General features: G+C 69.6%; 21 protein-coding genes. 11 read left to right on the top strand and 10 right to left on the bottom strand.

Annotated features, from left to right (window positions below; translation table 11 throughout):
* Positions 1 to 100: 100 nt before the first annotated feature.
* The 4 genes from ahcY to mutY form a co-directional block, all read right to left on the bottom strand.
* Complete coding sequence (ahcY, locus tag FV234_RS04450; protein ID WP_147762702.1) at positions 101 to 1501, bottom strand: adenosylhomocysteinase; 1401 nt, start codon at positions 1499 to 1501, stop codon at positions 101 to 103.
* Positions 1502 to 1623: 122 nt separating this feature from the next.
* On the bottom strand, positions 1624 to 2385 hold the full coding sequence (locus FV234_RS04455; protein WP_147727174.1) for an ABC transporter permease: 762 nt from the start codon (positions 2383 to 2385) through the stop codon (positions 1624 to 1626).
* A gap of 115 nt (positions 2386 to 2500) precedes the next feature.
* Positions 2501 to 3427, bottom strand: a complete 927-nt coding sequence (locus FV234_RS04460; RefSeq protein WP_147762701.1) for an ABC transporter ATP-binding protein — start codon at positions 3425 to 3427, stop codon at positions 2501 to 2503.
* Positions 3428 to 3588: 161 nt separating this feature from the next.
* Positions 3589 to 4884 (bottom strand): A/G-specific adenine glycosylase, encoded by a 1296-nt coding sequence (gene mutY, locus FV234_RS04465; protein ID WP_147828223.1) that lies wholly within the window; start codon positions 4882 to 4884, stop codon positions 3589 to 3591.
* 102 nt (positions 4885 to 4986) lie between these two features.
* Here mutY and FV234_RS04470 point away from each other — a divergent pair, with 102 nt between their 5' ends.
* The 7 genes from FV234_RS04470 to FV234_RS04500 all read left to right on the top strand — a co-directional run bounded on the left by FV234_RS04470 (position 4987) and on the right by FV234_RS04500 (position 9117).
* A complete protein-coding gene (locus FV234_RS04470) occupies positions 4987 to 5469 on the top strand; it encodes a DciA family protein (RefSeq protein WP_147750598.1) in 483 nt (160 codons plus the stop codon).
* Between the two features lie 79 nt (positions 5470 to 5548).
* Complete coding sequence (locus FV234_RS04475; protein ID WP_147750599.1) at positions 5549 to 6193, top strand: DsbA family protein; 645 nt, start codon at positions 5549 to 5551, stop codon at positions 6191 to 6193.
* 191 nt (positions 6194 to 6384) lie between these two features.
* Positions 6385 to 6765 carry an AtpZ/AtpI family protein gene (locus FV234_RS04480; RefSeq protein WP_147813650.1) on the top strand — a complete coding sequence of 127 codons (381 nt, stop codon included), beginning with the start codon at positions 6385 to 6387 and terminating at the stop codon, positions 6763 to 6765.
* An 80-nt stretch (positions 6766 to 6845) separates the two neighbouring features.
* Positions 6846 to 7631: a F0F1 ATP synthase subunit A gene (locus FV234_RS04485; protein WP_147750601.1), complete on the top strand. Its 786-nt coding sequence runs from the start codon at positions 6846 to 6848 to the stop codon at positions 7629 to 7631.
* Positions 7632 to 7690: 59 nt separating this feature from the next.
* The gene (locus tag FV234_RS04490; RefSeq protein ID WP_007566773.1) at positions 7691 to 7918 is read left to right on the top strand and encodes a F0F1 ATP synthase subunit C; all 228 of its coding nucleotides are present in this window, start codon (positions 7691 to 7693) and stop codon (positions 7916 to 7918) included.
* Positions 7919 to 8081: 163 nt separating this feature from the next.
* The gene (locus FV234_RS04495) at positions 8082 to 8612 is read left to right on the top strand and encodes a F0F1 ATP synthase subunit B' (protein WP_238270850.1); all 531 of its coding nucleotides are present in this window, start codon (positions 8082 to 8084) and stop codon (positions 8610 to 8612) included.
* Positions 8613 to 8631: 19 nt separating this feature from the next.
* A complete protein-coding gene (locus FV234_RS04500; protein ID WP_187273579.1) occupies positions 8632 to 9117 on the top strand; it encodes an ATP F0F1 synthase subunit B in 486 nt (161 codons plus the stop codon).
* A 205-nt stretch (positions 9118 to 9322) separates the two neighbouring features.
* On the opposite strand, the gene FV234_RS04505 is transcribed toward FV234_RS04500, so the two are convergent.
* From FV234_RS04505 to ggt, 5 genes are all read right to left on the bottom strand, one after another.
* Positions 9323 to 10516: a site-specific DNA-methyltransferase gene (locus tag FV234_RS04505; RefSeq protein ID WP_147762697.1), complete on the bottom strand. Its 1194-nt coding sequence runs from the start codon at positions 10514 to 10516 to the stop codon at positions 9323 to 9325.
* 319 nt (positions 10517 to 10835) lie between these two features.
* The gene (locus FV234_RS04510) at positions 10836 to 11558 is read right to left on the bottom strand and encodes a DUF4142 domain-containing protein (RefSeq protein ID WP_147750605.1); all 723 of its coding nucleotides are present in this window, start codon (positions 11556 to 11558) and stop codon (positions 10836 to 10838) included.
* Positions 11559 to 11915: 357 nt separating this feature from the next.
* On the bottom strand, positions 11916 to 12977 hold the full coding sequence (ruvB, locus tag FV234_RS04515; RefSeq protein WP_147750606.1) for a Holliday junction branch migration DNA helicase RuvB: 1062 nt from the start codon (positions 12975 to 12977) through the stop codon (positions 11916 to 11918).
* An 85-nt stretch (positions 12978 to 13062) separates the two neighbouring features.
* A complete protein-coding gene (locus FV234_RS04520; RefSeq protein ID WP_147762696.1) occupies positions 13063 to 13377 on the bottom strand; it encodes a hypothetical protein in 315 nt (104 codons plus the stop codon).
* Between the two features lie 113 nt (positions 13378 to 13490).
* The gene (gene ggt / locus FV234_RS04525; protein WP_210250844.1) at positions 13491 to 15188 is read right to left on the bottom strand and encodes a gamma-glutamyltransferase; all 1698 of its coding nucleotides are present in this window, start codon (positions 15186 to 15188) and stop codon (positions 13491 to 13493) included.
* A gap of 314 nt (positions 15189 to 15502) precedes the next feature.
* On the opposite strand from ggt, the gene FV234_RS04530 reads away from it, so the two are divergent.
* Genes FV234_RS04530 through FV234_RS04540 form a run of 3 tightly spaced genes read left to right on the top strand, consistent with a single transcriptional unit; the run spans position 15503 to position 17993 of the window.
* Positions 15503 to 15922, top strand: coding sequence for an FKBP-type peptidyl-prolyl cis-trans isomerase (locus FV234_RS04530; protein WP_147750609.1), 420 nt, complete (start codon positions 15503 to 15505; stop codon positions 15920 to 15922).
* Between the two features lie 36 nt (positions 15923 to 15958).
* The gene (locus tag FV234_RS04535; protein ID WP_147762694.1) at positions 15959 to 17374 is read left to right on the top strand and encodes a Wadjet anti-phage system protein JetA family protein; all 1416 of its coding nucleotides are present in this window, start codon (positions 15959 to 15961) and stop codon (positions 17372 to 17374) included.
* Positions 17367 to 17993, top strand: coding sequence for a DUF4194 domain-containing protein (locus tag FV234_RS04540; RefSeq protein ID WP_147762693.1), 627 nt, complete (start codon positions 17367 to 17369; stop codon positions 17991 to 17993). Before FV234_RS04535 ends, FV234_RS04540 begins: the two co-directional genes overlap by 8 nt.
* A 3-nt stretch (positions 17994 to 17996) precedes the next feature.
* Here FV234_RS04540 and FV234_RS04545 read toward each other — a convergent pair whose 3' ends face one another.
* On the bottom strand, positions 17997 to 18764 hold the full coding sequence (locus tag FV234_RS04545; protein WP_187273575.1) for a sialate O-acetylesterase: 768 nt from the start codon (positions 18762 to 18764) through the stop codon (positions 17997 to 17999).
* 256 nt (positions 18765 to 19020) lie between these two features.
* Here FV234_RS04545 and FV234_RS04550 point away from each other — a divergent pair, with 256 nt between their 5' ends.
* The gene (locus FV234_RS04550) at positions 19021 to 22461 is read left to right on the top strand and encodes an SbcC/MukB-like Walker B domain-containing protein (RefSeq protein WP_147828225.1); all 3441 of its coding nucleotides are present in this window, start codon (positions 19021 to 19023) and stop codon (positions 22459 to 22461) included.
* Positions 22462 to 22513: the final 52 nt, after the last annotated feature.

Below are 22513 nucleotides of genomic sequence, written 5' to 3' on the forward strand. Positions count from 1 at the left end.
CATGGCCCTTGCGGCTTGACAAACGAAGAGGGCCCGGCGCTTCCGCCGGGCCCTCTTGTCGCTCGTCCGTACCGCTCGGCGCGTGCCCGCGCCGAGCGCCTCAGTAGCGGTAGTGGTCGGGCTTGAACGGGCCGTTCTCGGAGACGCCGATGTAGGCGGCCTGGTCGGGGCGGAGCTTGGAGAGCTTCACGCCGATCTTCTCGAGGTGGAGGAGGGCCACCTTCTCGTCCAGCGCCTTCGGCAGGGTGTAGACCTGCTTCTGGTACTTGCCCGGGTTGGTCCAAAGTTCGATCTGGGCGAGCGTCTGGTTGGTGAACGAGGCCGACATCACGAAGGACGGGTGGCCGGTGGCGTTGCCGAGGTTCACCAGGCGACCTTCCGACAGCAGGATGATGCGGTGGCCGTCGGCGAAGGTGATCTCGTCCACCTGCGGCTTGATGTTCGACCACTTGAGGTTCTTGAGGCCGGCGACCTGAATCTCGTTGTCGAAGTGACCGATGTTGCAGACGATCGCCCGGTCCTTCATCGCCCGCATGTGGTCGAGGGTGATGATGTCCTTGTTGCCGGTGGCGGTGACGAAGATGTCGGCGCGCGGCGCCGCGTCTTCCATCGTCACGACCTCGTAGCCTTCCATCGCGGCCTGGAGCGCGCAGATCGGGTCGACCTCCGAGACCAGCACGCGGCAGCCGGCGTGGCGCAGGGAGGACGCCGAGCCCTTGCCGACGTCGCCGAAGCCGGCGACCATCGCGACCTTGCCGGCCATCATCACGTCGGTGCCGCGGCGGATGCCGTCGACCAGCGACTCGCGGCAGCCGTAGAGGTTGTCGAACTTCGACTTGGTGACGGCGTCGTTCACGTTGATCGCCGGGAAGAGCAGCTTGCCCTCCTTGGCGAGGTTGTAGAGGCGGTGAACGCCGGTCGTGGTCTCTTCGGAGACGCCCTTGATCGAGTCGGCGAGACCGGCGAACCAGCCCTTCGGCTTCTCGGCGAGCTTCTTCTTCAGGAGCGCGAAGAAGATCTCCTCCTCCTCGGACTCCGGCTTGTCGAGGAAGGCGGTGTCGCCGTTCTCGGCACGCAGGCCCAGGTGGACGAACATGGTGGCGTCGCCGCCGTCGTCGAGGATCATGTTCGGCATGCCGCCGCCATGCCAGTCGAACAGCTTCGAAGTGTAGTCCCAGTACTCCTCCAGGGTCTCGCCCTTGATGGCGAAGACCGGGATGCCGGCGGCAGCGATCGCCGCGGCGGCGTGGTCCTGGGTCGAGTAGATGTTACAGGACACCCAGCGGATGTCGGCGCCGAGGGACTTCAGCGTCTCGATCAGCACCGCGGTCTGGATCGTCATGTGCAGCGAGCCGGCGATCCTGGCGCCCTTGAGCGGCTGCGACGGGCCGTACTCCTCGCGGGTGGCCATCAGGCCCGGCATCTCGGTCTCGGCGATCGAGATTTCCTTACGGCCGTAATCGGCCAGGCCGATGTCCTTGACGATGTAATCCTGGGCCATGCTGCGTCGCTCCGTGTCTCGGGTTGCCTCTCGCCGAGGCATCTAGCAGAGCACCGGATACGAAGCAATCAAGACATAAAGATGTCTTTATGCGTTTTCGAACGACTTCAGGAAGCTCGCGCTCAGCTCTTCAGGCGGTAACCGGTGCGGAAGATCCAGGCGACGAGGCCGAGGCAGACCGCCAGGAACAGGCCGGTCATCGCGAGGCTGATGCCGATGGCGACGTCGGCCGTGCCGAAGAAGGCCCAGCGGAATCCACTGATTAGGTAGACCACCGGGTTTGCGAGGCTGACGGTCCGCCAGAACGGCGGCAGCATCTCGATCGCGTAGAAGCTGCCGCCGAGGAAGGTCAGCGGCGTCACGACGAGGAGCGGCACCAGCTGCAGCTTCTCGAAGCCGTCGGCCCAGAGGCCGATGACGAAGCCGAACAGGCTGAAGGTCACCGCCGTCAGCACCAGGAAGGCCATCATCCAGACCGGGTGCTCGATGTGAAGCGGCACGAACAGGGCGGCGGTGGCGAGGATGATCAGCCCGATCAGGATCGATTTCGAGGCCGCGGCGCCGACATAACCGAGCACCACCTCCACCGGTGAGATCGGCGCCGACAGGATCTCGTAGATCGTGCCCGCGAAGCGCGGGAAGTAGATGCCGAACGAGGCGTTGGCGATGCTCTGGGTCAGCAGCGCGAGCATCACGAGGCCCGGCACGATGAAAAGGCCGTAGGGCACGCCGTCGACGGTGCTCATGCGCGACCCGATCGCCGCACCGAACACCACGAAGTAGAGCGAGGTCGAGATCACCGGTGCGAGGATGCTCTGCATCGCCGTGCGCCAGAAGCGGCTCATCTCGAACCGATAGATCGCGCGGATGGCAGGCCAGTTCATCGGTTTGCCTCTCGATACTGACGCCCAGAGAGGCGAGCGCCACACGGGCGGCGACGCGCATTCGCGCTTGCCGGCAGCCGGGGGATGGTGGGTTGGGATCTCGCGGCCGCCGGGATCATGCGCGTTCCCTGACGAGGTCGACGAAGATATCTTCCAGAGATGACTGGCTGGTGCGCAGGTCGCTGAACCGGATGCCGGCCGCGCCTAGGTCGGTGAGCAGGCCGGTGATGCCGGTGCGCTCGGCCTTGGCGTCGTAGGTGTAGACGAGCTCCTGCCCGCCTTGGCTCAATTCAAGGCCGCGGTCGGCAAGGTCGGCCGGCAACGCGGCCAGCGGCGCCTGCAACTGAAGCGTGAGCTGCTTGCGCCCGAGTTTGCGGATCAGCTCGGCCTTCTCCTCGACCAGGATGATCTCGCCCTTGCGGATCACGCCGATCCGGTCGGCCATCTCTTCGGCTTCTTCGATGTAGTGCGTGGTTAGGATCACGGTCACGCCCTGCTCGCGCAGGCGCCGCACCATGCGCCACATGTCCTGGCGGAGTTCCACGTCGACGCCCGCCGAGGGCTCGTCGAGGAACAGCACCGTCGGCTCGTGCGAGAGCGCCTTGGCGATGAGAACCCGGCGTTTCATGCCGCCCGACAGGGTCATCAGCCGCGCGTCGCGCTTCTCCCAGAGCGAGAGGTCGCGCAGCACGCGCTCGATGTGGCCTGGGTCCTTCTTCAGCCCGAACAGTCCGCGGGTGAAGCTCACCGTGTTCCACACGCTCTCGAAGGCGTCGGTGGTGAGTTCTTGAGGCACCAGCCCGATCGCCTTGCGCGCGCCGCGATAGCCGGAGCCGATGTCGTGCCCGTCCACCGTCACGGTGCCGGTGCTCGGCGTGACGATGCCGCAGACGATGTTGATGAGCGTCGACTTGCCGGCCCCGTTCGGCCCGAGCAGGGCGAAGATCTCGCCGCGGGCGATCGCGAGGTTCACGGTCTTCAGGGCCGAGAGGCCCGAGGCATAGGTCTTCGACAGGTTCTCGATGGAGATGATCGGCGACATCGTGGCCCGTTCAGGAAGTTCCGGCCCGGCGAAGGCGGAAAGGGAGTGCCCTACAGCATTTCCGTAGCGTCCTGCAGGGCGACGAATTAGACGCCCATCGCGCGCGGTGTCGAATGGCACCTGCCACTTTCACGTGCACCTCGGCAGCCATCGCGCCCGGCTCACCGCTTGCGCGGCGCCCGCCTCGCCGGCTTGCGGACCGGCGGCACCACCTCCGCGTCCGCCTCGAACATCTCGTCGGTCTCCGCCGGCGCCGGTGCGACCACACGCGGGGCCGGCTTCGGCACCGGGCGGAAGCGCGGCGGGTCGGCCACCGTCTCCGGCGCTTCCCACACCGCCAACATCGGCATCGGCGGCGGGTCGCGCTTCGGGCGGCCGCGCGGCTTCAGTTCGGGCTCTGGCATCGGGTCGAAGGCGTGGGCCAGCACCTTCTTCATCACGCCGGGCAGCGGCTCCTCGTCGAGGTCGCGGCGCGGGGTGAAGCGCATCCCGGCCGGCTCCTGCGTCGACAGCGCGACGCGGGCCAGGAACACGGTCAGCTCCAGCGGGAAGTGGGTGAAGCCGTGCCGCACCAGGCCGGGCAGGCGCTTCCAGCGCGCGTCGAGCGGCGCGTCGAGGAGCGCGCCGGCAGGGTCGTAGTCGGGCGCCCACGGGCTCATCGGCGGCTCGGCCATGCTGCCGAGCAGGCCTTCCGGCGGGCGGGTGCGGAGCAGGACCGCCTCGTCACCCGAGCGGACCACGACGAAGGCCGCGCCGCGCCGCAGGGTGCCTTTCACCGCCTTCACCTTACGCGGGAAGGTCTCCGGGTTGCCGGCCGCGCGAGCGCGGCAGGGCGCCATCCACGGGCACAGCGCACAGGCCGGACGCTTGGGCGTGCAGATGGTGGCGCCGAGATCCATCACGGCCTGCGCGAAGTCGCCGGGCCGCTCGGTCGGCACCAAAGCTTGCGTCACGCGCCGGATTTCGGGACGCGCGCCGGGCAAGGGCGCCTCGATCGAAAACAGCCGCGTCATCACGCGCTCGACGTTGCCGTCCACCGCCGCCTCGGGCCGGTCGAAGGCGATCGCCGCCACCGCGCCCGCCGTGTAGGCGCCGACGCCGGGGAGCTTGCGCAACCCATCGAGGTTGTCGGGGAATCGCCCAGCCGCAGCGACCGCCTTGGCGCAGGCGTGGAGGTTGCGCGCCCGGGAATAGTAGCCGAGCCCGGCCCAGGCCGACATCACCGCCTCCTCCGGGGCCGCGGCCAGGGCTTCGATGTCGGGGAAACGGGCGAGGAAGGTCGCGAAGTAGGGCTTCACCGCCGCGATCGTGGTCTGCTGCAGCATCACCTCGGAGAGCCAGACCCGGTAGGGATCGGGCCGCTCGCCGGGCAGCGCGCGCCAAGGCAGGACGCGGCGGTGCCGGTCGTACCAGACCAGCAGGTCGGCGGCCTTCGGGGAGGGTTCGGACGCAGGCATCGCCGGCAGGCATAGCGGCATGGCGCGTGCGCCGAAAGCGCTCCCTTTGCCGCCGGCCTTGCGCTATCCTCGCCGTCGCAACCGGCGGGATCTTCCACAAGCATGGCGCGCGTCAAACCGCTGGCCGAACTGATCGAGGGCTGCATCGGCCCGGCCTTCGCGGCGCAGGGCTTCGCCTCGACCGACATCCTCGCGGCATGGCCGGACATCGTCGGCGAGCGCCTGGCGAAGTTCTGTAGGCCCTCGAAGCTCGAATGGCCCAAGCGCAAGCGCCGGACCGAGGACGCGCCCGATTCGGGCACGCTGGTGGTGCGGGTCGAGGGCGTGTTCGCGATCGAGCTGCAGCATCTGGCGCCGGTGGTGATCCAGCGGATCAACGCCCATTACGGCTGGGCCTGCGTCGGCCGCATCGTGCTGCAGCAGGACCGGGTCGGGCGCGTCGCCCGGCGCGCACCGGAACCGACGGTGGATCCGGGCCGGCGCGGCGAGATCGCGCAGGCGGTCTCCGCCATCGAGCACGACGGCCTACGCGATGCCCTCGACCGCCTCGGGCTCGCCGTCGTGGCGACCTCGCCCCGGCGCTAGGCGCCTTGCCAGGGTGCGCCGGCGCGGTTACCGCATCCCGAGAAGTCGACAGGACGGAACGCGGAAGGCAGGCACGGCCATGATCACCCGGCGCGACGCTTTGAAAGCCACGGGCCTCGCCATCGGCGCCGCCCTCATCCTGCCGAAGCTGTCGGCGGCCGCGTTCGCCGAGAGCGTGCCGGTCGACGGGCTGATGCAGCCGGGTCCGCTGGGCGACGTCTGGCTCGGGCCGAAGGACGCGAAGGTGACGATCATCGAGTACGCATCGATGACCTGCTCGCACTGCGCCGCCTTCCACAAGGCAACCTACCCGACCCTCAAGGAGCGCTACATCGACACCGGCAAGGTACGGTTCACGCTACGGGAATTCCCCCTCGATCCCCTCGCCACCGCCGCCTTCATGCTGGCGCGCTGCGACGGCGACGCGAAGTACTACCCGATCACCGACCTGCTCTTCGACCAGCAGCCGGCCTGGGCCTTCACGCCGAAGCCCGTCGACGCCCTGGAGCAGATGCTGAAGCAGGCCGGGATCTCGAAGGACAAGTTCGAGACCTGCCTCAAGGACCAGAAGCTTTACGCCGCCGTGAACGGCGTGAAGCAACGCGGGCTCGAGACCTTCAAGGTCGATTCGACGCCGACCTTCTTCATCAACGGCGAGCGTTACACCGGCGAGATGACGGTCGATGGAATCGAGAAGATCATCAAGCCGATCCTCGGCGCGTGAGGGGGTTCCGGCCGGCCTGCGCGCGACGGCTTGCGCGCGTGCGGGCTTGGGCCGGAATTCCTCAATGCCGAGAATGATTTAAGCTCGGCCTTTCGAGCCTTGACACCCTGGGGCGCCGAAACTAAGGTGCGCCGCGCTTCAAGGAGGCAATCCGCCCGGTTTCGTTCCTCTCGCCAATGTGAGTTTTCGCTGTGAGCGGCAACGACGCAAGGGAGGAGGGTGAGACCGGACGGCCCGTGCCGCCCGACAGCGAACTCTCGGCGAGGCTCCGACGTCTCGAGACGCAGATCGAACGGAAGCGGCCCCCGGCCCCTCCCGCTCATCCGTCGCGTTCAGGGTCGTCCGGAAATCCCTCCGCCCTCGGGCAGGCCATGACGATCTCCACTGAGTTCGTCGCCGGCGTGATCGCGGGCGGGGTACTCGGCTGGATCTTCGATCGGATGCTCGGGACGAAGCCCTGGGGACTGATCGTCTTCCTGATGCTGGGGTTCGTCGCCGGCGTCTTCAACGTGATGCGGGCGTCCGGTTTCGCCGGGGCCCGTTCCGGACGGGACACCCCACGGGATCCGTGAGGGCGACCGGTGTCTTGTGACCAACGACCGGGTTCGGCCATGCGGGCCGCCGGCAGCGAAACGTGAGGGCGGAAGACGGCATGGCGGCCAGCATCGACCCGGGGCACTCCGTCGCCTTGCGACCGGATCCGATCCATCAGTTCGAGCTCAAGTCGATTCTGCCCTTCGGGCATCTCGGCCATCAGGAACTCGCGTTCACCCAGTCGGCGCTGTACATGTTCGCCGCCGTCGGCGTCATCGCGCTCCTGACGATCGTCGCGACCTCCAGCCGCTCGGTGGTGCCGGGCAGGATGCAGTCGCTGGCTGAGATCTTCTACGAGTTCATCGCCGACACCCTGCACCAGGCCACCGGCGACGGCGGCAAGCGCTTCATGCCGCTGGTGTTCTCGCTGTTCATGTTCGTGCTGATCCTCAACCTGTTCGGCATGATCCCCTACGCCTTCGCGGTGACGAGCCACCTCGTCGTCACCTTCGGCCTCGCGGCCCTGGTGATATCGGTCGTGGTGATCTACGGCGTGATGAAGCACGGCGCCCACTTCTTCGGCCTGTTCGTGCCGCAGGGCGTTCCGAAGCCGCTGCTGGCGCTTCTGGTGCCGATCGAGGTGATCTCGTTCATCTCGCGGCCGATCAGCTTGTCGGTGCGTCTGTTCGCCAACGTGCTCGCCGGGCACATCGCGATGAAGATCTTCGCATTCTTCGTCGTCGGGCTGCTTTCCGCAGGCGCATGGAGCGTGCTATCGCCCCTCCCGCTGTTCCTGACGATCGCGCTGACGGCCCTCGAATTCCTCGTTGCGGCGCTTCAGGCCTACGTCTTCGCGACGCTGACGGCGATCTACCTCAACGACGCGCTTCACCCCGGCCACTAACGGCCGGCTCCACCCGCGGCAAACGACGCACTCGTTTCTAGACACTTCAGGAGTTTTCTATGGATCCCGTCGCTGCGAAGTACATCGGCGCCGGCCTCGCTTGCCTCGGCATGGCCGGCGCGGGCATCGGCCTCGGAAATCTGTTCGGCCAGTTCCTGGCGGGCGCCCTTCGCAACCCCTCGGCCGCCGACGGCCAGCGCGCTACGCTGCTCCTCGGCTTCGCGCTGACGGAAGCGCTCGGCATCTTCTCGCTGCTGATCGCCCTGCTCCTGCTGTTCGCCGTCTGATCGACGTCGACATCGCCGCCGCGCCGTTCCAGGCCGCGGCGGCCGATCACCGGTGAGCGCTCCGCCCGTCGCGCGAGCGCTCGATTTCTTCCAAGGTCATACGGACGGGGCCATGGCGCAGCCGAATTCCCTCACCACACCGCCTCCCGGTTCCGACGTCCACATGGTGCCGGCCGGCGCCCCGGAGCCGGTGCATTCCGCTGCGTTCCCGCCCTTCGAGACCCACACCTTCCTGGCGCAGCTGATCTGGCTCGCCCTCGCCTTCGGCCTGCTCTACTGGCTGATGGCCAACATCGCCCTCCCGCGCATCCAGGGCATCCTGCACGACCGCTCCGCGCGACTCGCCGCCGACCTCGACCAGGCGCAGGCGATGAAGGCCGAGGCCGACGCCGCCGGCGAGGCCTACGCCAAGTCGCTGCGCGACGCGCAGGGCAAGGCCCGCGAGATCGCCCAGGGCACCCGCAACGACCTTGCCGCCGCCGCCGAGACCAAGCGAAAGGCGCTCGAGGCCGAGCTCAACCAGAAGATCGCAGCCTCCGAGGCGACGATCCAGAGCCGGACCCAGGAAGCCATGGGTAACGTGCGCTCCATCGCCAGCGAGACCGCCTCGGCGATCGTCGAGCGGCTGACGGGCCAGGCGCCGGACCAGGCCAGCCTCGACCGCGCCCTCGATTCCACCGCGACCGCGCACTGAGACGGAAGAACCCATCATGTTGATGACAGCGGAATTCTGGGTTGCCGTCGCGTTCGTCATTTTCATGGCGATCGTCTGGAAGGTCGGCGGCTTCGGGATCATGACCAAGGGCCTCGACGGCCGCGCCACCCGCGTCCGCCACGAGCTCGACGAGGCCAAGCGCCTGCGCGAGGAGGCGGCCGCCGTGCTCGCCGACTACAAGCGTCGCCGCACGGAAGCGGAGCGCGAGGCCGAGGCGATCATCTCGAGCGCCCGCGAGGAAGCCGAGCGCGCCGCAGCCGAAGGCCGCCAGCGCCTCGACGACTTCATCGCCCGCCGCACCAAGTCGGCCGAGACCAAGATCGCCCAGGCCGAGGCGAAGGCCCAGGCCGAAGTCCGCGCCGCCGCGGCCGACGCCGCGGTGAAGGTCTCCGAGACGATCCTGCGCGAGCGCATGCAGGGCGACGCCGCCCAGGCGCTGGTGCGTTCCAGCCTCGGCGAGATCCGGACCCGCATGCGGGCGTAAGCGCCGCATCACCGTGACGAACGGATCAAGCCGCCTTCGGGCGGCTTTTTCGTGTGCTTTCCAATGTGCGGAAGTCGTTCGAGCAGGCTTGTGCGTCGTTCGACGCCAGCGCAGTCGGACGCCCCCGCCGTTCGAGGAAGGGGCGTGCGACTGCGGGCTTAACTGACAAGACGACGATGAGTGGTGGGCGCCAGGCGCGGGTGGTTCAGCCTGCCGCGCCCATCACCGCGCGCAGCTTCGCGCGGTAGGTGTCGATGACCACGAGCTTACCGGCGCGCTCGGCGTGCCAGAACGTCCAGCCGTTGCAGGCGGGCAGGCCCTGGACCAGGGCCCCGACCTTGTGGATCGAGCCGATGGCGACGCCGACGTCGAGCTGGCCGTCCGGACGCACGGTCGCCTTGAAGCGGCGGCGCTCGTCGGTAAGCACGTCGCCGGCCTTGAGGTGCCCGGCCTCGACCACGGAGAGGAACGGCACCCGCGGCTCGGCGCGCTTGGTCGGCGCGACGAGGAGCGCAGCCCGCGACAGCGGCACGACCGCGTCGATGCGCCGACGCGCGGCCTCCGCGTAGACCTCTTCGCGCTCGCAGCCGATGAAGCGGCGGCCTAGCAGCTTGGCCACGGCGCCGGTGGTGCCGGTGCCGAAGAACGGGTCGAGCACCACGTCGCCGGGGTTAGTCGCCGAGAGCAGCGTGCGCGCCAGCAGCGCCTCGGGCTTCTGGGTCGGGTGGACCTTGTTGCCGTCGGCACCCTTGAGGCGCTCGTCCCCGGTGCAGAGCGGAATGAACCAGTCCGAGCGCATCTGGAGGTCTTCGTTCCCCCCTTTGAGCGCGTCGTAGTGGAAGGTGTAGCCTTTCGATTCGGCGGAGCGGGAGGCCCAGATCAGGGTCTCGTGCGCGTTGGTGAAGCGCTTGCCGCGGAAGTTCGGCATCGGGTTGGCCTTGCGCCAGACGATGTCGTTGAGGATCCAGAAACCAAGATCCTGCAGCGCGCTGCCGACGCGGAAGATGTTGTGGTACGAGCCGATGACCCACAGGGTAGCGTTCGGCTTCATCACCCGGCGGCAGGCGGTGAGCCAATCGCGGGTGAAGCTGTCGTAGCTGGCGAAGCTTGCAAACTTGTCCCAGTCGTCGTCGACGGCGTCGACCCGGCTCTGGTCCGGCCGCATCAGCGAGGCGTCGCCGAGCTGCAGGTTGTAGGGCGGGTCCGCGAAGACGCAATCGACAGAGGATGCCGGCAGGCGGTTCATCGCCTCGATGCAGTCGCCGACGAGGATCTCGTCGAGGGGAAGGCGCTGGACGGCGGGTACGAGACCCAACCGTGGTGCCGACGAAGCGCGCCCGGTACGCGAGACAAGTTTCCGGGCGGCGGCGTCGGCAACCACGGTACGCGGGGAAGCCATGGCAAACACCGGTTACGCGACTGACAGGCAGACTATGCCCCCGTTAAGGTAAAGGTCGGGTTTCCAATTTGCGGAACTTCATGTCCCGGTTTGGGGCTGGCTCTGCTTGCAAGCTCTCCGATCTGGTCGCCGTGCGTTGCGTTCACACGGATTTAACCTTTGCCGCCGGCGCGGTTTGCCTGGTCGACTCCGAACGCAATCCGCCCCGGCCGGAGCCGACACGGAGTGCGCAACGAAGTGATCGCAGCGTTGCAACTTCAGACATGGAAAAGGCCGCCCCTCCCGGGGCGGCCCTTTCATTCGGCAATCTAAAAAGAAATCACCCGCCGATGCGGTTGGCGAGGGTGGCCGAGTGGCCGTGCTCGTCGGCGATGTAGGGCAGCGCCTCATTGGCGAACTGGCGGCCTGCGGCGTTGTCGCCGTTGCGCGAGTAGGTCTCGTAGAGTGCCAGGGTGCGGGCGTCCGAGCGGGCCTGCTGGTCGATGTAGGTGCGGTCGAAGTCACGGCCGTTGCGGGCCGACTTCAGGCGCTCGATCCGGTTCTGGCCGTTCGGGCCGATCGCGACGCGGCGACCGGGCTCGGTCGGGCTGTTGTCGATGATGCCGACGCCGCCGAGCACGCCGCCGACGATGCTGGTGCCGAGGTTGGCGGCGATGGTCACCGGGGCGAGCACGAGGCCGACCGGGTTGTCGATGCGGGTGTCGAAGCCCTGGCGATCGGAGACGACGGTGCCGCCGCTGCTCAGCGACGTGCCCTCGGGCAGCAGCGCCTTGGTGGTGGCCTCACGCTCGGTGATCACGCGGTTGGCGTAGTTGCGGACCCGAGGGTTGCGCGAACGCTCCAGGGCGATGCGGCTCGACTCGATGCTGACGGCGTCCGAGCGAAGCGCCTCGGCGCGGAACTCGGGTGTGTCGGTGCCGGCGGCGCCGACGCCGCGCTCGAACGGCGAGACGCGGATCGGAAGGGCGTCCTGCGCGAAGGCGGGGGCGGTCAGCGCGGCGAGCGAGAGGCCGAGCACGGCGAGGGTGGCGGTACGCTTCATAGGATGACGATCCTTTTTGTGGTTCGCCGGCACGTCGAGGCGCCAGGGCGATTGCCGGCACAACAACCTGCGTGTCCGCCTGTTCCGCACCTGCGAAGCTTAAAGCCAAGCTTGCAACGCATATCAGCCTACAGAGTTCGCCGTTCGCGAGCTTGTGAGAGGAGTGGCGGAACCCTGATTAATCGTTCTAACAGGATGACTTATGCGAGAACCGGGGGCTTCGCCTGCTTGCCCTACCTACCTGATTTAATGCATTCAATGCATAGCTGCGAGTGGTAGACGACATGCGAGCCCTCTGCTGGATGCTCTCAGTTCCCGGCAAACCGCACGGCGGTCGCGCAAGCGCGGAGGAAAACCCTACGCCTCGGGCTCGGCGTCGGTGAAGAGGCCGACCTGGGTGATCGGATCACGCTTCGGCACGGGAAACCCCATGTGCTCGAAGGCGCGCCGGGTCAGCACCCGTCCGCGTGGCGTGCGCTGCACGAAGCCCTGCTGGAGCAGGTAGGGTTCGATGATGTCCTCGATCGCATCGCGGGGCTCGGAAAGCGCGGCGGCGATGGTCTCGATCCCCACGGGGTTGCCGCCGAACGAGACCGCCAGCAGGGTCAGGTACTTGCGGTCCATCACGTCGAGGCCGACCGGGTCGACGTCGAGCAGCTTCAGCGCCCTGTCTGCGATCGCGCGCGTCACGGTCGGCGCCTCGGCGACCACGGCGAAGTCGCGCACCCGGCGCAGCAGGCGGCCGGCGATGCGCGGCGTGCCGCGGGCGCGTCGCGCGATCTCGTTGGCGCCGTCGTCCGACATGCCGAGCCCGAGCACGCGCGCACCGCGGGAGACGATGAGCTGAAGCTCGTCGATGTCGTAGAACTCGAGCCGGATCGGGATGCCGAAGCGGTCGCGCAGCGGCGTCGTCAGCAGGCCGGCGCGGGTGGTGGCGCCCACCAGCGTGAACTTCGGCAGCTCGATCTTCACGGAGCGGGCGGCCGGCCCCTCGCCGATGATCAGGTCGAGCTGGTAATCCTCCATCGCGGGATAGAGGATCTCCTCCACAGCCGGGTTGAGACGGTGGATCTCGTCGATGAAGAGCACGTCGCGCTCTTCGAGGTTGGTGAGCTGGGCCGCGAGGTCTCCGGCCTTGGCGATCACCGGCCCCGACGTCGAGCGGAAGTTCACCCCGAGCTCGCGCGCGACGATCTGCGCCAGCGTGGTCTTGCCCAGGCCCGGCGGCCCGACGAACAGGACGTGGTCGAGCGCCTGGCCGGTCATCTTCGCGGCCTGGATGAAGACCTCCATGTTGGCGCGCGCCGCCCGCTGGCCGATGAACTCGGACAGGCTCAGCGGACGGATGGTCTGATCGACGTCGTCGGCCCGCTTCTCCGGGTCGAGGATCGCGCTGGTCAGGGGTTTCGGCTTACTCATGGAGCCTCGGCTGGGGATGCGATCCTCCTAACCCGCGGCCGGCGCGATGTCTAAACGCGGCGGCCGCTCGCCAGGTCGTCCCCTCTTATCGCTTCCGACGGCGCCACCACGCGACGAGGTCGGCCCAGGTCGCCTCGATCCAGCGGGCGGACTTTTCGAGCGGCACCTTCAGCCCGGGCACGTCCTGCGCCAGCAGCGCGAGGCCGAGCGGAAGCATCCACAAGCCGAGCACCGGCAGGATCGAGAAGATCCCGCCGAGGATGAACAGCAGCGCGGCCCCGACCCGCAGCCACACCCGCGACGGCTCGCGCAGCCAGTCGACCATGCGCCGCAAGGGATCGGGCAGTTTCTCGGAGAGACGCGAGACGCGCGCGTCCCAATCGTCCGGTGTCGGTTCCATCACCCAGGAACGCACAAGGCGCGAAAACGACGACTCGTTTTTTGGTCAGCGCGGGCGGGACGGCGGGATTCCTCGCTGCTCGCCCATCGAAGCCTGCAAAAACGGACGCCCAATCAGTAGCCCAACGCCAACCCCGTGTTCCGCCGCGGGTCGTTCGCCCCGTAGAACCGGTTCGCGCCGACGGCCTTGCCGCCCAGCACCGGCGCGCCGATCAGGATCGTAGCGAGGTGGTTGGCCGGCTGCGAGCCGGCGAAGTGGTGGCCCATGCCCTCCAGGATCTTGCGGGTGTCCGGCGAGAGCGCGAACCGCTCCACGTTGGTCACGTCGGGCATCCACTGGTTGTGGATGCGGGGCGCGTCGGCGGCCTCCTGCACGTTCATGCCGTAATCGACGACGTTGAGGATGCTTTGCAGCACGACCGTCGGGATGCGGCTGCCGCCCGGCGTCCCGGTGACGAGGACCGGCTTGCCGTCCTTCGAGACGATGGTCGGGCTCATCGAGCTGAGCGGCGTCTTGCCAGGCGCGATGGCGTTGGCCTTGCCCTGCACCAGGCCGTAGATGTTGGGCACCCCGACCTTGGCGGTGAAGTCGTCCATCTCGTCGTTGAGCAGCACGCCGGTGCCCGGCACGGTGATGCGTGCGCCGAACCAGTCGTTGAGGGTGTAGGTCACCGACACGGCGTTTCCGGCGCCGTCGACGATCGAATAATGCGTCGTGTTGCTGCCCTCGTGCGGGGCGACGCCCGGCCTTAGCGCGCTCGACACCCCGGCCTTGGCCGGGTCGATCGCGGCGCGGATGGTGGCGGCGTAGGCCTTGTCGGTGAGGCGCCGCGTCGGGTTGTCGACGAAGTCTGGGTCGCCGAGGTAGCTGTTGCGGTCGACGTAGGCGTGGCGCATCGCCTCGATCTCGTAGTGGATCGCCTGCGCCGAGCCCCAGCTGAGTTCCCCGAGGGGATAGCCTTCGAGGATGTTCAGCATCTCGCAGATGACGACGCCGCCCGAGCTCGGCGGCGGCGCCGAGATCACGCGATAGCCGCGATAGTCGCATTCCACCGGCGCCATCTCGCGGGTGCGGTAGCGGTCGAGGTCGGCCTGGACGATGAGCCCCTTGCCGGCCTGGCTCGAGGCGACGATCGCGTCGCCGACGCGGCCCGCGTAGAAGCCCGCCGGACCTTGCTCGGCGATGGCGCGCAGCGTACCCGCGAGGTCCGGCTGCACCAGCTTTCCGCCCGCCTGGAACGACGCGCCCGCATCGAGGAAGATCGCGGCGGAGGCCGGGTCCTTGCGCAGGTCGGGGCTCGCGATCGCGAACATGTCGGCATCGCCCTGCTTGAGCACGAAGCCGCCCTCGGCGTAGGCGATGGCCGGGGCGATCAGGTCGGCCCGCGACATCGTCCCGTACTTCTCGCGCGCCGTCTCCAGGCCCGAGACGGTGCCGGGCACCGCGACGGCGAGCGGACCGCTGACGCTCAAGCCCTTGATGACGTTGCCGTCCTTGTCGAGGTACATGTCGCGGGTCGCGGCCAGCGGCGCCTTCTCGCGGAAGTCGAGGAAGGTCCGGCGCCCGTCGGCGAGCTGAACGGTCATGAAGCCGCCGCCGCCGAGGTTGCCAGCGGCCGGGTAGACCACCGCCAGCGCGTAGCCGACGGCGACCGCCGCATCAATGGCGTTGCCGCCGCGCTTCAGCACGTCGACGCCGACCTGCGTCGCGAGGTACTGGGCGGTGACGACCATGCCGTGCTCGGCGACCGCCGGTGCGACGGAGGCGGCGCTGGCGGGCTCGGCCGCCGTCGCGAACGTCAGCAGCGCCATCGCGGCCACCGCGCGACGCCCCCGGGGCGATGTCCGATCGGTGGTGGCCTTCGTTCCGTCCGTTTGATCCAAGCGCATCGTCGCTACGAGCCGTCATGGTGAAGGTGGCATGGACGGCGAAGGCCGGCTCCCCGTCAACCGGGGCTGTACAAGATCGGGCCACGGATCGCGTCCGCCGTCTCGCAAGCCGCGTTCCGCGACTTCGATCCGCGCTGGGCTTGGAGAAACGGCTCCCGCTGGCCTCGGCCCCGCGCCACCTGTTAAGAGGCCCATCGACGGGCGGCCCGCCAGAGGCTCGCCCCGACGGAGGAACGATGCCTCGCTTTATTCTCCCCATCGCCGGAGCCGTGCTGATCGCCATGACCGCTGCCGCCAACGCCGACTACACCACCCTCCCCTCCGGCCTGAAGTATCAGGATGAAGTCGTGGGCGCCGGCCCCGAGCCGAAGGCCGGCCAGAAGGTGACCGTGCAGTACACCGGCTGGCTCGACGACGCCGGCAAGAAGGGCAAGAAGTTCGATTCCTCGCGGGACCGCAACCAGCCCTTCACCTTCACCCTCGGCGCCGGCCAGGTGATCCAGGGTTGGGACCTCGGCGTCGCCACAATGAAGCAGGGCGGCAAGCGCACCCTGGTGATCCCGGCCGAGCTCGGCTACGGCGCCCGCGGCGCCGGCGGCATCATCCCACCCGGCGCGACGCTGATCTTCGACGTCGAGCTGCTCGGCGCGAAGTAAGGCAGACGGCTCGGCGGCGGGAAAGGTCGGCCCAGAATGCTGTTCGCGCAGCTTCCCGACGACCTGTTCCGGCCGCTGGCCTCGCCGAGCCGCGCGTTCAACGCGGCGCTGCTGCTGCACCTGCACCGGAAGGTGATGGGCACCAGCCCCGACCCGGTGCGCAAGGCGGAGCTGCTGGCCGCCATCGGCGACTTCTCCGCCGAGTGGGCGCTCGATCAGCAATCCGACGACGAGCCGGTGCCCATCGATCCGATCGAGCGCCGCTCGGCCCTTTTTCGGCGCTTCCTCGAGACCGGCTGGCTGATCGAGCGGCGCGAGCGCTACGTGCCGGTGGTCGACTTCGACCCGGAGGCGCGGCTCCTGCTCGAGGAGCTGTCGCGGATGGAGCGCGGCGAGACCCGCTCCTACGGCGCCGCCATCCTCGACGTGCTCGGCAGCCTGGAGAGTGCGATCGCCAACCCGGCCGACCGCTCGGAGGCGCTCGGCAATGCGGCGCGCGCGGCGCAGGCCTTCCTCGGCCACGTGCGGGGGCTGGCCGGCGCGATGCGCAAGATCGAGGAGCGCATCCTCCACGAGGAGGACATGCGCGCGGCCTTCCGCCTCTACTTCGAGGACTTCGTCGAGCGCCACCTGATCAGCGACTACCGGACGCTGAACACCCGCTACAACCCGTTCCGCTTCCGCTCGGCCATCGTGCGGGAGGCCGGACGCGCGCTTCGCGACCCGCTGCTGATCCGGGCGCTGGCCGAGGCGATCCTGCGCGAGGGCCGGGCGGCGGAGCTGCGCACCGCCGAGCGCGGGGTGCGCGCCGACCTCACCCAGATCCTGTCGATTTTCGAAGGCCTCGACCGGCACCTCGACGCCGTCGACGACGTGGTCGCGCGGATGGAACGCCGGATCGCGGCCGCCGTGCGCTACATGGACCGGCCGGATTCGGCGGGCATCGAGCGCACCGCGGCGGCGCTCCGCGCGGTCGGCGCGGCCGCGGGCGCGCCGGACGTGGCGCCGGCGATATCGCTCCTGCGGCCGCCGATCGGCACGCCGCACCTGTCGATCCCGCGCGGGCGCAAGGCGCCGATCGAGCTGGAGGCGCTGCCGGATTTCGAGATCGATCCGGCGATCGAGGCCTTCGTCGAGGCGAAGGCCGCCTACCGCCGGCGCACCACCGTGACGGCGGAAACGATGACCGCCTTCCTCGACCGCCATCTCGGATTGGACGGGACTCTGCGCGGCTCGGCGATCGCGGTGGCCGACGTCGACGCCTTCGTGGTGTTCCAGCGCCTGCGCGAGATCGACGTGCTGTTCGAGGGCGCCCTCGGCACCCGTTACGCCGTGTCGCGGGTGGAGGGGCGCCTCTCGAACGGGTGGCTCGATTGCCCCGACTTCGTCATCCGCCGCACCTCTAGCGATCGGCATGCGGGCGACCGACCCGCAGGGAATCGGCATGCTTGAGCCGTTCCGCGCCATCATCGACGGCGAGGAGACGCCGCCGCCCGGCGCCCGTGCGCCCGACGTGGAGGAGCTGACCCGGGCGCTCGCGGTGCTGCTGAAGGGCCAGGTGATCTATTCGAACACCCCCGGCATCGGCCGCAGCTACGAGCTCGCCCGGCACTATGCGCCGTTCTTCACCGACTACTTCGCCTGCCTCGGCTACGCGCTGACCGTTTCCCACCGCGACCAGATGGTTTCGCTGACCCTCGCGCCGGACGGGCCGCGCCACGACATCGTCGCCGAGCGCCTGCGCAAGGACGAGACCCTGGTGCTGCTGGCGTTGCGCCTGATCTACGAGGAGGGCCTGCGCGACCACCGCGTTTCCACAGACGGCCTGGTCGAGGCCACCACCGACGACGTCACCGAGCGCATCCGCACCGCAGCCCGCAACGACCCGCCGGAGGAGACGCGGCTGATCGAGATCCTCCGTCTCGTCGCCCGCCGCGGCGGCCTCCGGCTGGGCGAGCGCGACCGGGCCGAGCGCGTCACCCCGGTGAGCGTGCTGCCCGGCATCCTCGTGCTTGCCTCAGATGCGTGGCTCGACCGGCTTCGCGCGTGGTTGGAGGCCGGTGAGGCGTAAGGGTCAGGGCCTCTCCGCGTGCGGCGGGGGAACGAGCGTGCGCAAGGCCTCGAAGTAGCGTCGCCCGAGGATACGCTGCGAGGCGGCATCGAAGTGGATCCTGTCGCCCGCGTTGCCGGCGAGTCCGTCCGCGGAGACGTTGGTCGTCAGCGCGACGGCGTCGGAAAGATGCGCGAGCGCATCGAGGATCGCGAGCCGTGCCGGGCTCGACGTCACCCAGTCCGGCTCGAAACCGCCTGTCACGAACGGCACCTGGCGCGCGCCGCCGATGCGGGCGCGGAAAGCGGCGACGGTGCGGGCGAGCCGGGCGGCGTAGTCCGGACCGGACAAGGCGCCGGCGTCGGCCTCGCCCTGGTGCCAGAGAATCGCGGCGAGGCACGCGTTCGGCGCCGCGTCGAGTGCGGCCCGTGTCCGCCGCACCGCGCCCTCGAACAGATCGTCGCCGGGGTTCCAGTGGCCGTTGGCGAACCCGGTGCCGCCGACGGCCGCGGGTACGAGCAGGATGCGGCGGCCCGGCGGGCGCGTGGCGATGTAGGCGCGGGCGAAGCTCAACCCCAGGCCGACCCGCCCCGCGGCCGGGCCGGGATGCAGGAGCGGATCGATCGCAGGCACGATCCGGCCCCGGCTGCCGGCCTGGCTCCATTGGACGATGCGGGGATCGGGCATGCCGTCGAGGGTCGCGTCGAAGCCGAGGCCGAACCCAACCATGTTCGACTGTCCGGCGAGCAGCACCACGTCGGTGCCCCGGCCCCGATCGGTCGAACTGCACACGGCCGCCGCCGCAGACGACGCCAGCGCGAGGCCGATGAGAGACCAAAGACCGAGCTTCGAGGCCCACCGAGAACCCGTCCGATGCACCCTCGATGTCATGGTCGCCGTGCCCGCGCCCTCGGGATCGAGGGACCTTCGGTCCCGCTCTACACCGAAAACCGGTGCGGGCGCCGTCGTGCGTGGTGCGGGCGCCCTTGCGTCTGCCCGCGCGGTTGGCCAACTGGGCGCCCTCTCACCCGGATCGGACCCGCCCCCGGTGTACCGTCTCACCGACATCGCCCTTTCGAACTGGTATCTCATCCGGCGCGAGCAAATCCGGATTCGGGGCGCGGCGGCGCTCGTCGGGCCGACGGGGGCCGGCAAGTCGACGATCTTCGATGCGGTCGGCACGGTGCTCGCCGGCAACAACGCAAGCCGGCTCGCCCTGAACGCCTCGGCCTCGGGCCGCAGCGCGCGCACCGTGCGCGACTATTGCCTCGGCTGGATCAGCGATCCGGCCGAGGGCGGCCGCCCGACGCGCGAGGCCTGCGAGACCGTCATCGCCCTAGTGTTCGAGAACGCGGCGACCGGGCGCACGGTCTCGTTCGGGCTGGCTCTGGCGGCGCGCGCGAGCGACCAGAAGGAGGAGGTGCTCTCCCGCTTCATCGCCACCGGCCACCGCTTCGAGATCGGCGACTACCTCCGCACCAATTCCGAGGGCAGCTTCACCGCGCCCTGGACCGAGATCGCCAAGGACCTGCGGGTGCGCACCGAGCGCTTCGAGGAGTTCCGCTCGTCGGGCGAGCGCTTCACGGCGGAAGTGCTGGCGACGCTTCGCGAAGGCGCGCCCGCGCCTGACCCGCGCCACTTCCTGCGCACGTTCTCGAACGCCGTCGCGTTCAAGCCGATCTTCGATTCGAGCGCCTTCGTGCGCAGCTTCGTCCTCGATCCTGAACCGCTCGACGTCGCCCGCGTCCGGCAATCGGTGGAGAACTGGCGCCGCCTGCTGGAGACGATCGAGGAGCTGGAGGTCAAGCTCGCGCGGCTGAAGCGCCTCGCCGGGCGCTACGAATCCTGGGCCGACGCGGTGCTCGCCTCCGGCATCCACGAGGCCCGCGCGGCGACCGCCGAACTGCGTCGCCGCTGCCACGACCTCGTCGCCGTGCGGACCAAGCTCCGGGCCGGGGCCGAGGCCCTGCGCATCGCCCGCGAGAGCGTCGGCACGAGCCGCGGCTTCGTCCGCGACATCGACGGGGAGATCGCCGAGAAGAAAGCCCTCGTCGTCGGCGGGGCGACCGACGGGCGCCTGGCCGCCTCGACCATCGGCCTATCGATGCTGGAGCGCGACCGGCGGGACCTAGCGGCCCGCGTCGCCGACCTCGTCGGCCTCGTCGGACAGATGGGCAAGCTCCAGGCGGTCGCGCCGGTGTTGCGCCAGGTGGCGCCGCAGGCGGCGCGCCTCGCCGAGGCCTGCGCCCGCTCGAGGCTGCGCCGCGAGGCGCCGCCCGAGGAGACCTTGCGCCTCGACGGCCCGTTGGCCGACCTGATCGAGGGCCTGCTTCGCCTCCCCGAGTTCGACGAGGCCCTCGACCGGGCCGCCGAGGACACGGCGCTGAAGGCGCGCGCGCAGGAAAGCGAGGCCGAGCGCACGGCCCCTGCGCCCGCGTCCGGGCACGCCGCGCGACTCTCGTCCGACACGGTCGCCTTCCGGATGGAGCTGGCGCGCCGCAACATCGATGCGGTGCCGGTCTGCGAGCTTGCCGAGATCGTCGATCCGCATTGGGGGCCGGCGCTCGAAGGCCTGCTCGGCCGGGCGCGCGAGGCGCTGGTGGTCGCCCCCGATCGCCTGGAAGAAGCGCTGGGCGTGCTTCAGGGCAACCGCGACCGCTTCAGCCGCTGCATCCTGGTGAAGACCACCGACACCGCCGGCCAGCGCGCGCGGCGCTTCGACGACGGGCCACTCTCGGTAATCGAGACCGACGACCCCCACGCCGCCGCCTTCCTCGGCGTGCGGCTCGGCGGCTACGACCTCGCGCGCGACGACGCCGAGCTGCGCCGGATGAGCCGCGCGGTGGCGCCGAGCGGGCGCACCACCGCGGGCATGGCCTACTCGGTCACCCGTTCGGTCGACCTGCTGATGACCCGGGGCCAGCGCGGGCCCACCGCCGAAAGCCGGCGCAACCACGAGATCGCCGTCACGGAAGCCAAGCGCCTGCGCGGCGAGGCCGTGGTCCTGCGCGAGGCGGCGCGGACGGCGGCGGCGATCCGGGCGCGGATCGCCCGCGGCGTCGAGGATTGCGACGCCCTGCGGGAGGAGATCGACGGGATCGAAGGCCGCAAGCGTACCCTTGCCACCGAGCGCGAGGCGATCGAGAAGCGCGACACCGCCGGGCTCGCCGAGGAGATCAAGGCGCTCACCGCCGAGCGCATCGCGTATCTGCGTGAGCTGTCCGAGGTGCTGGAGCCGAAGCTCGACGGCCTGCTTGCGGAGGAGGCCGGCCTGCGGGCGCGGCTCGGGGCGGGGCGCGAGGCGGCGCGGGCCGCCTTCGTCGCTCGGCGGAGCAGCCTGCACCGGCTCGCCAGCGGGGACGCCCTGCGCATCCGCATGGTGCGCGGCCGGGTGTTCTCGGCGGCTCCTGTCCACGCGATCCGAAGCGAGCTGTCCGGGCTGGAGGCGAAGGCGATCTCGGCCGCGGCGTCGGCCGAGCGCGGCCTCGCGCAGGAGGCGGCCGAGAGCGCCCGCTCACACGGACGCGCGGCGGAGCGGGATCTGGCGGAGTATTGCGCCCAGTGGCGGATCGACAACCCGCTCGGGCGCGGCGACGGCAATCGCGGCGATCAGCCGGCGACCCTGGGCTACGCCTGGGTCCGGCGCGAGCACGACGAGGTCGAGGGCCACGAGCTGCGCCGCTACCGCGCCCAGTCCGAGCGCGCCACCGACGAGATGCGCCGGCTGATGACCGAGGACCTGCTGACGCGGCTGGCCGACAAGTTCGAGCGCGTCCGCGCCCGCCTCGACGCCCTCAACGAGCGGCTCTCGACCCAGCGCTTCACCGGCCAGACCTACGCCTTCGAGGCGACCGTCGATCGCCGCTACGCCGCCGTGCACGCCTTGGCGACCGAGGTGGCGCGCTCGCCCGACGCCGCGCAGGCGCTGCTGCCCGACGACGGCGAGGGTCCGATGGCGGCGGCTTTGGCAGAGGTCACCGCCCTGATCTCGGGGGCCGAGGACGCGGCGCGGCTCGCCGACTACCGCAACTACTTCGTCTACGAGATCGGGATGCGGGACGGGGCCGGCAACCGCACGACGATGTCGAGCCGGGCGCTGCGCGGATCGGGCGGCGAAGCGCAGGCGCCGTTCTACGTGGCGATCGCCGCCTCGCTCGCCAGCGCCTACTATCCCGGCGACCGGCCGGGCGACGAGAATCCCGGTTTCGGCCTATGCCTGCTCGACGAGGCGTTCTCGAAGCTCGACGTGCGCAACAGCCAAGCGCTGGTCGACCTCTATGCGGCGTGGGGGCTGCAACTGCTGATCGCCGCCCCGGAGGACAAGCGCACGACCCTGACCGAGGTGATGGACACCATCGTCACCGTCTACAAGAGCCCGGACCTCGCCTCGGTGCGGATCGAATCCGAGCACCCGCTGGAGGCGGCCAAGCGTGCCCTGCACGCGATCAATCCGGAACGGTACGACGACGATCGCGATGCGGCCGAATAGGTGGCGCGGTGCGAATTAGGCACCGCCGGCACGAGAACGATCGGGAGAACGT

Source organism: Methylobacterium sp. WL8 (assembly GCF_008040045.1).
Lineage (GTDB): Bacteria > Pseudomonadota > Alphaproteobacteria > Rhizobiales > Beijerinckiaceae > Methylobacterium > Methylobacterium cerastii.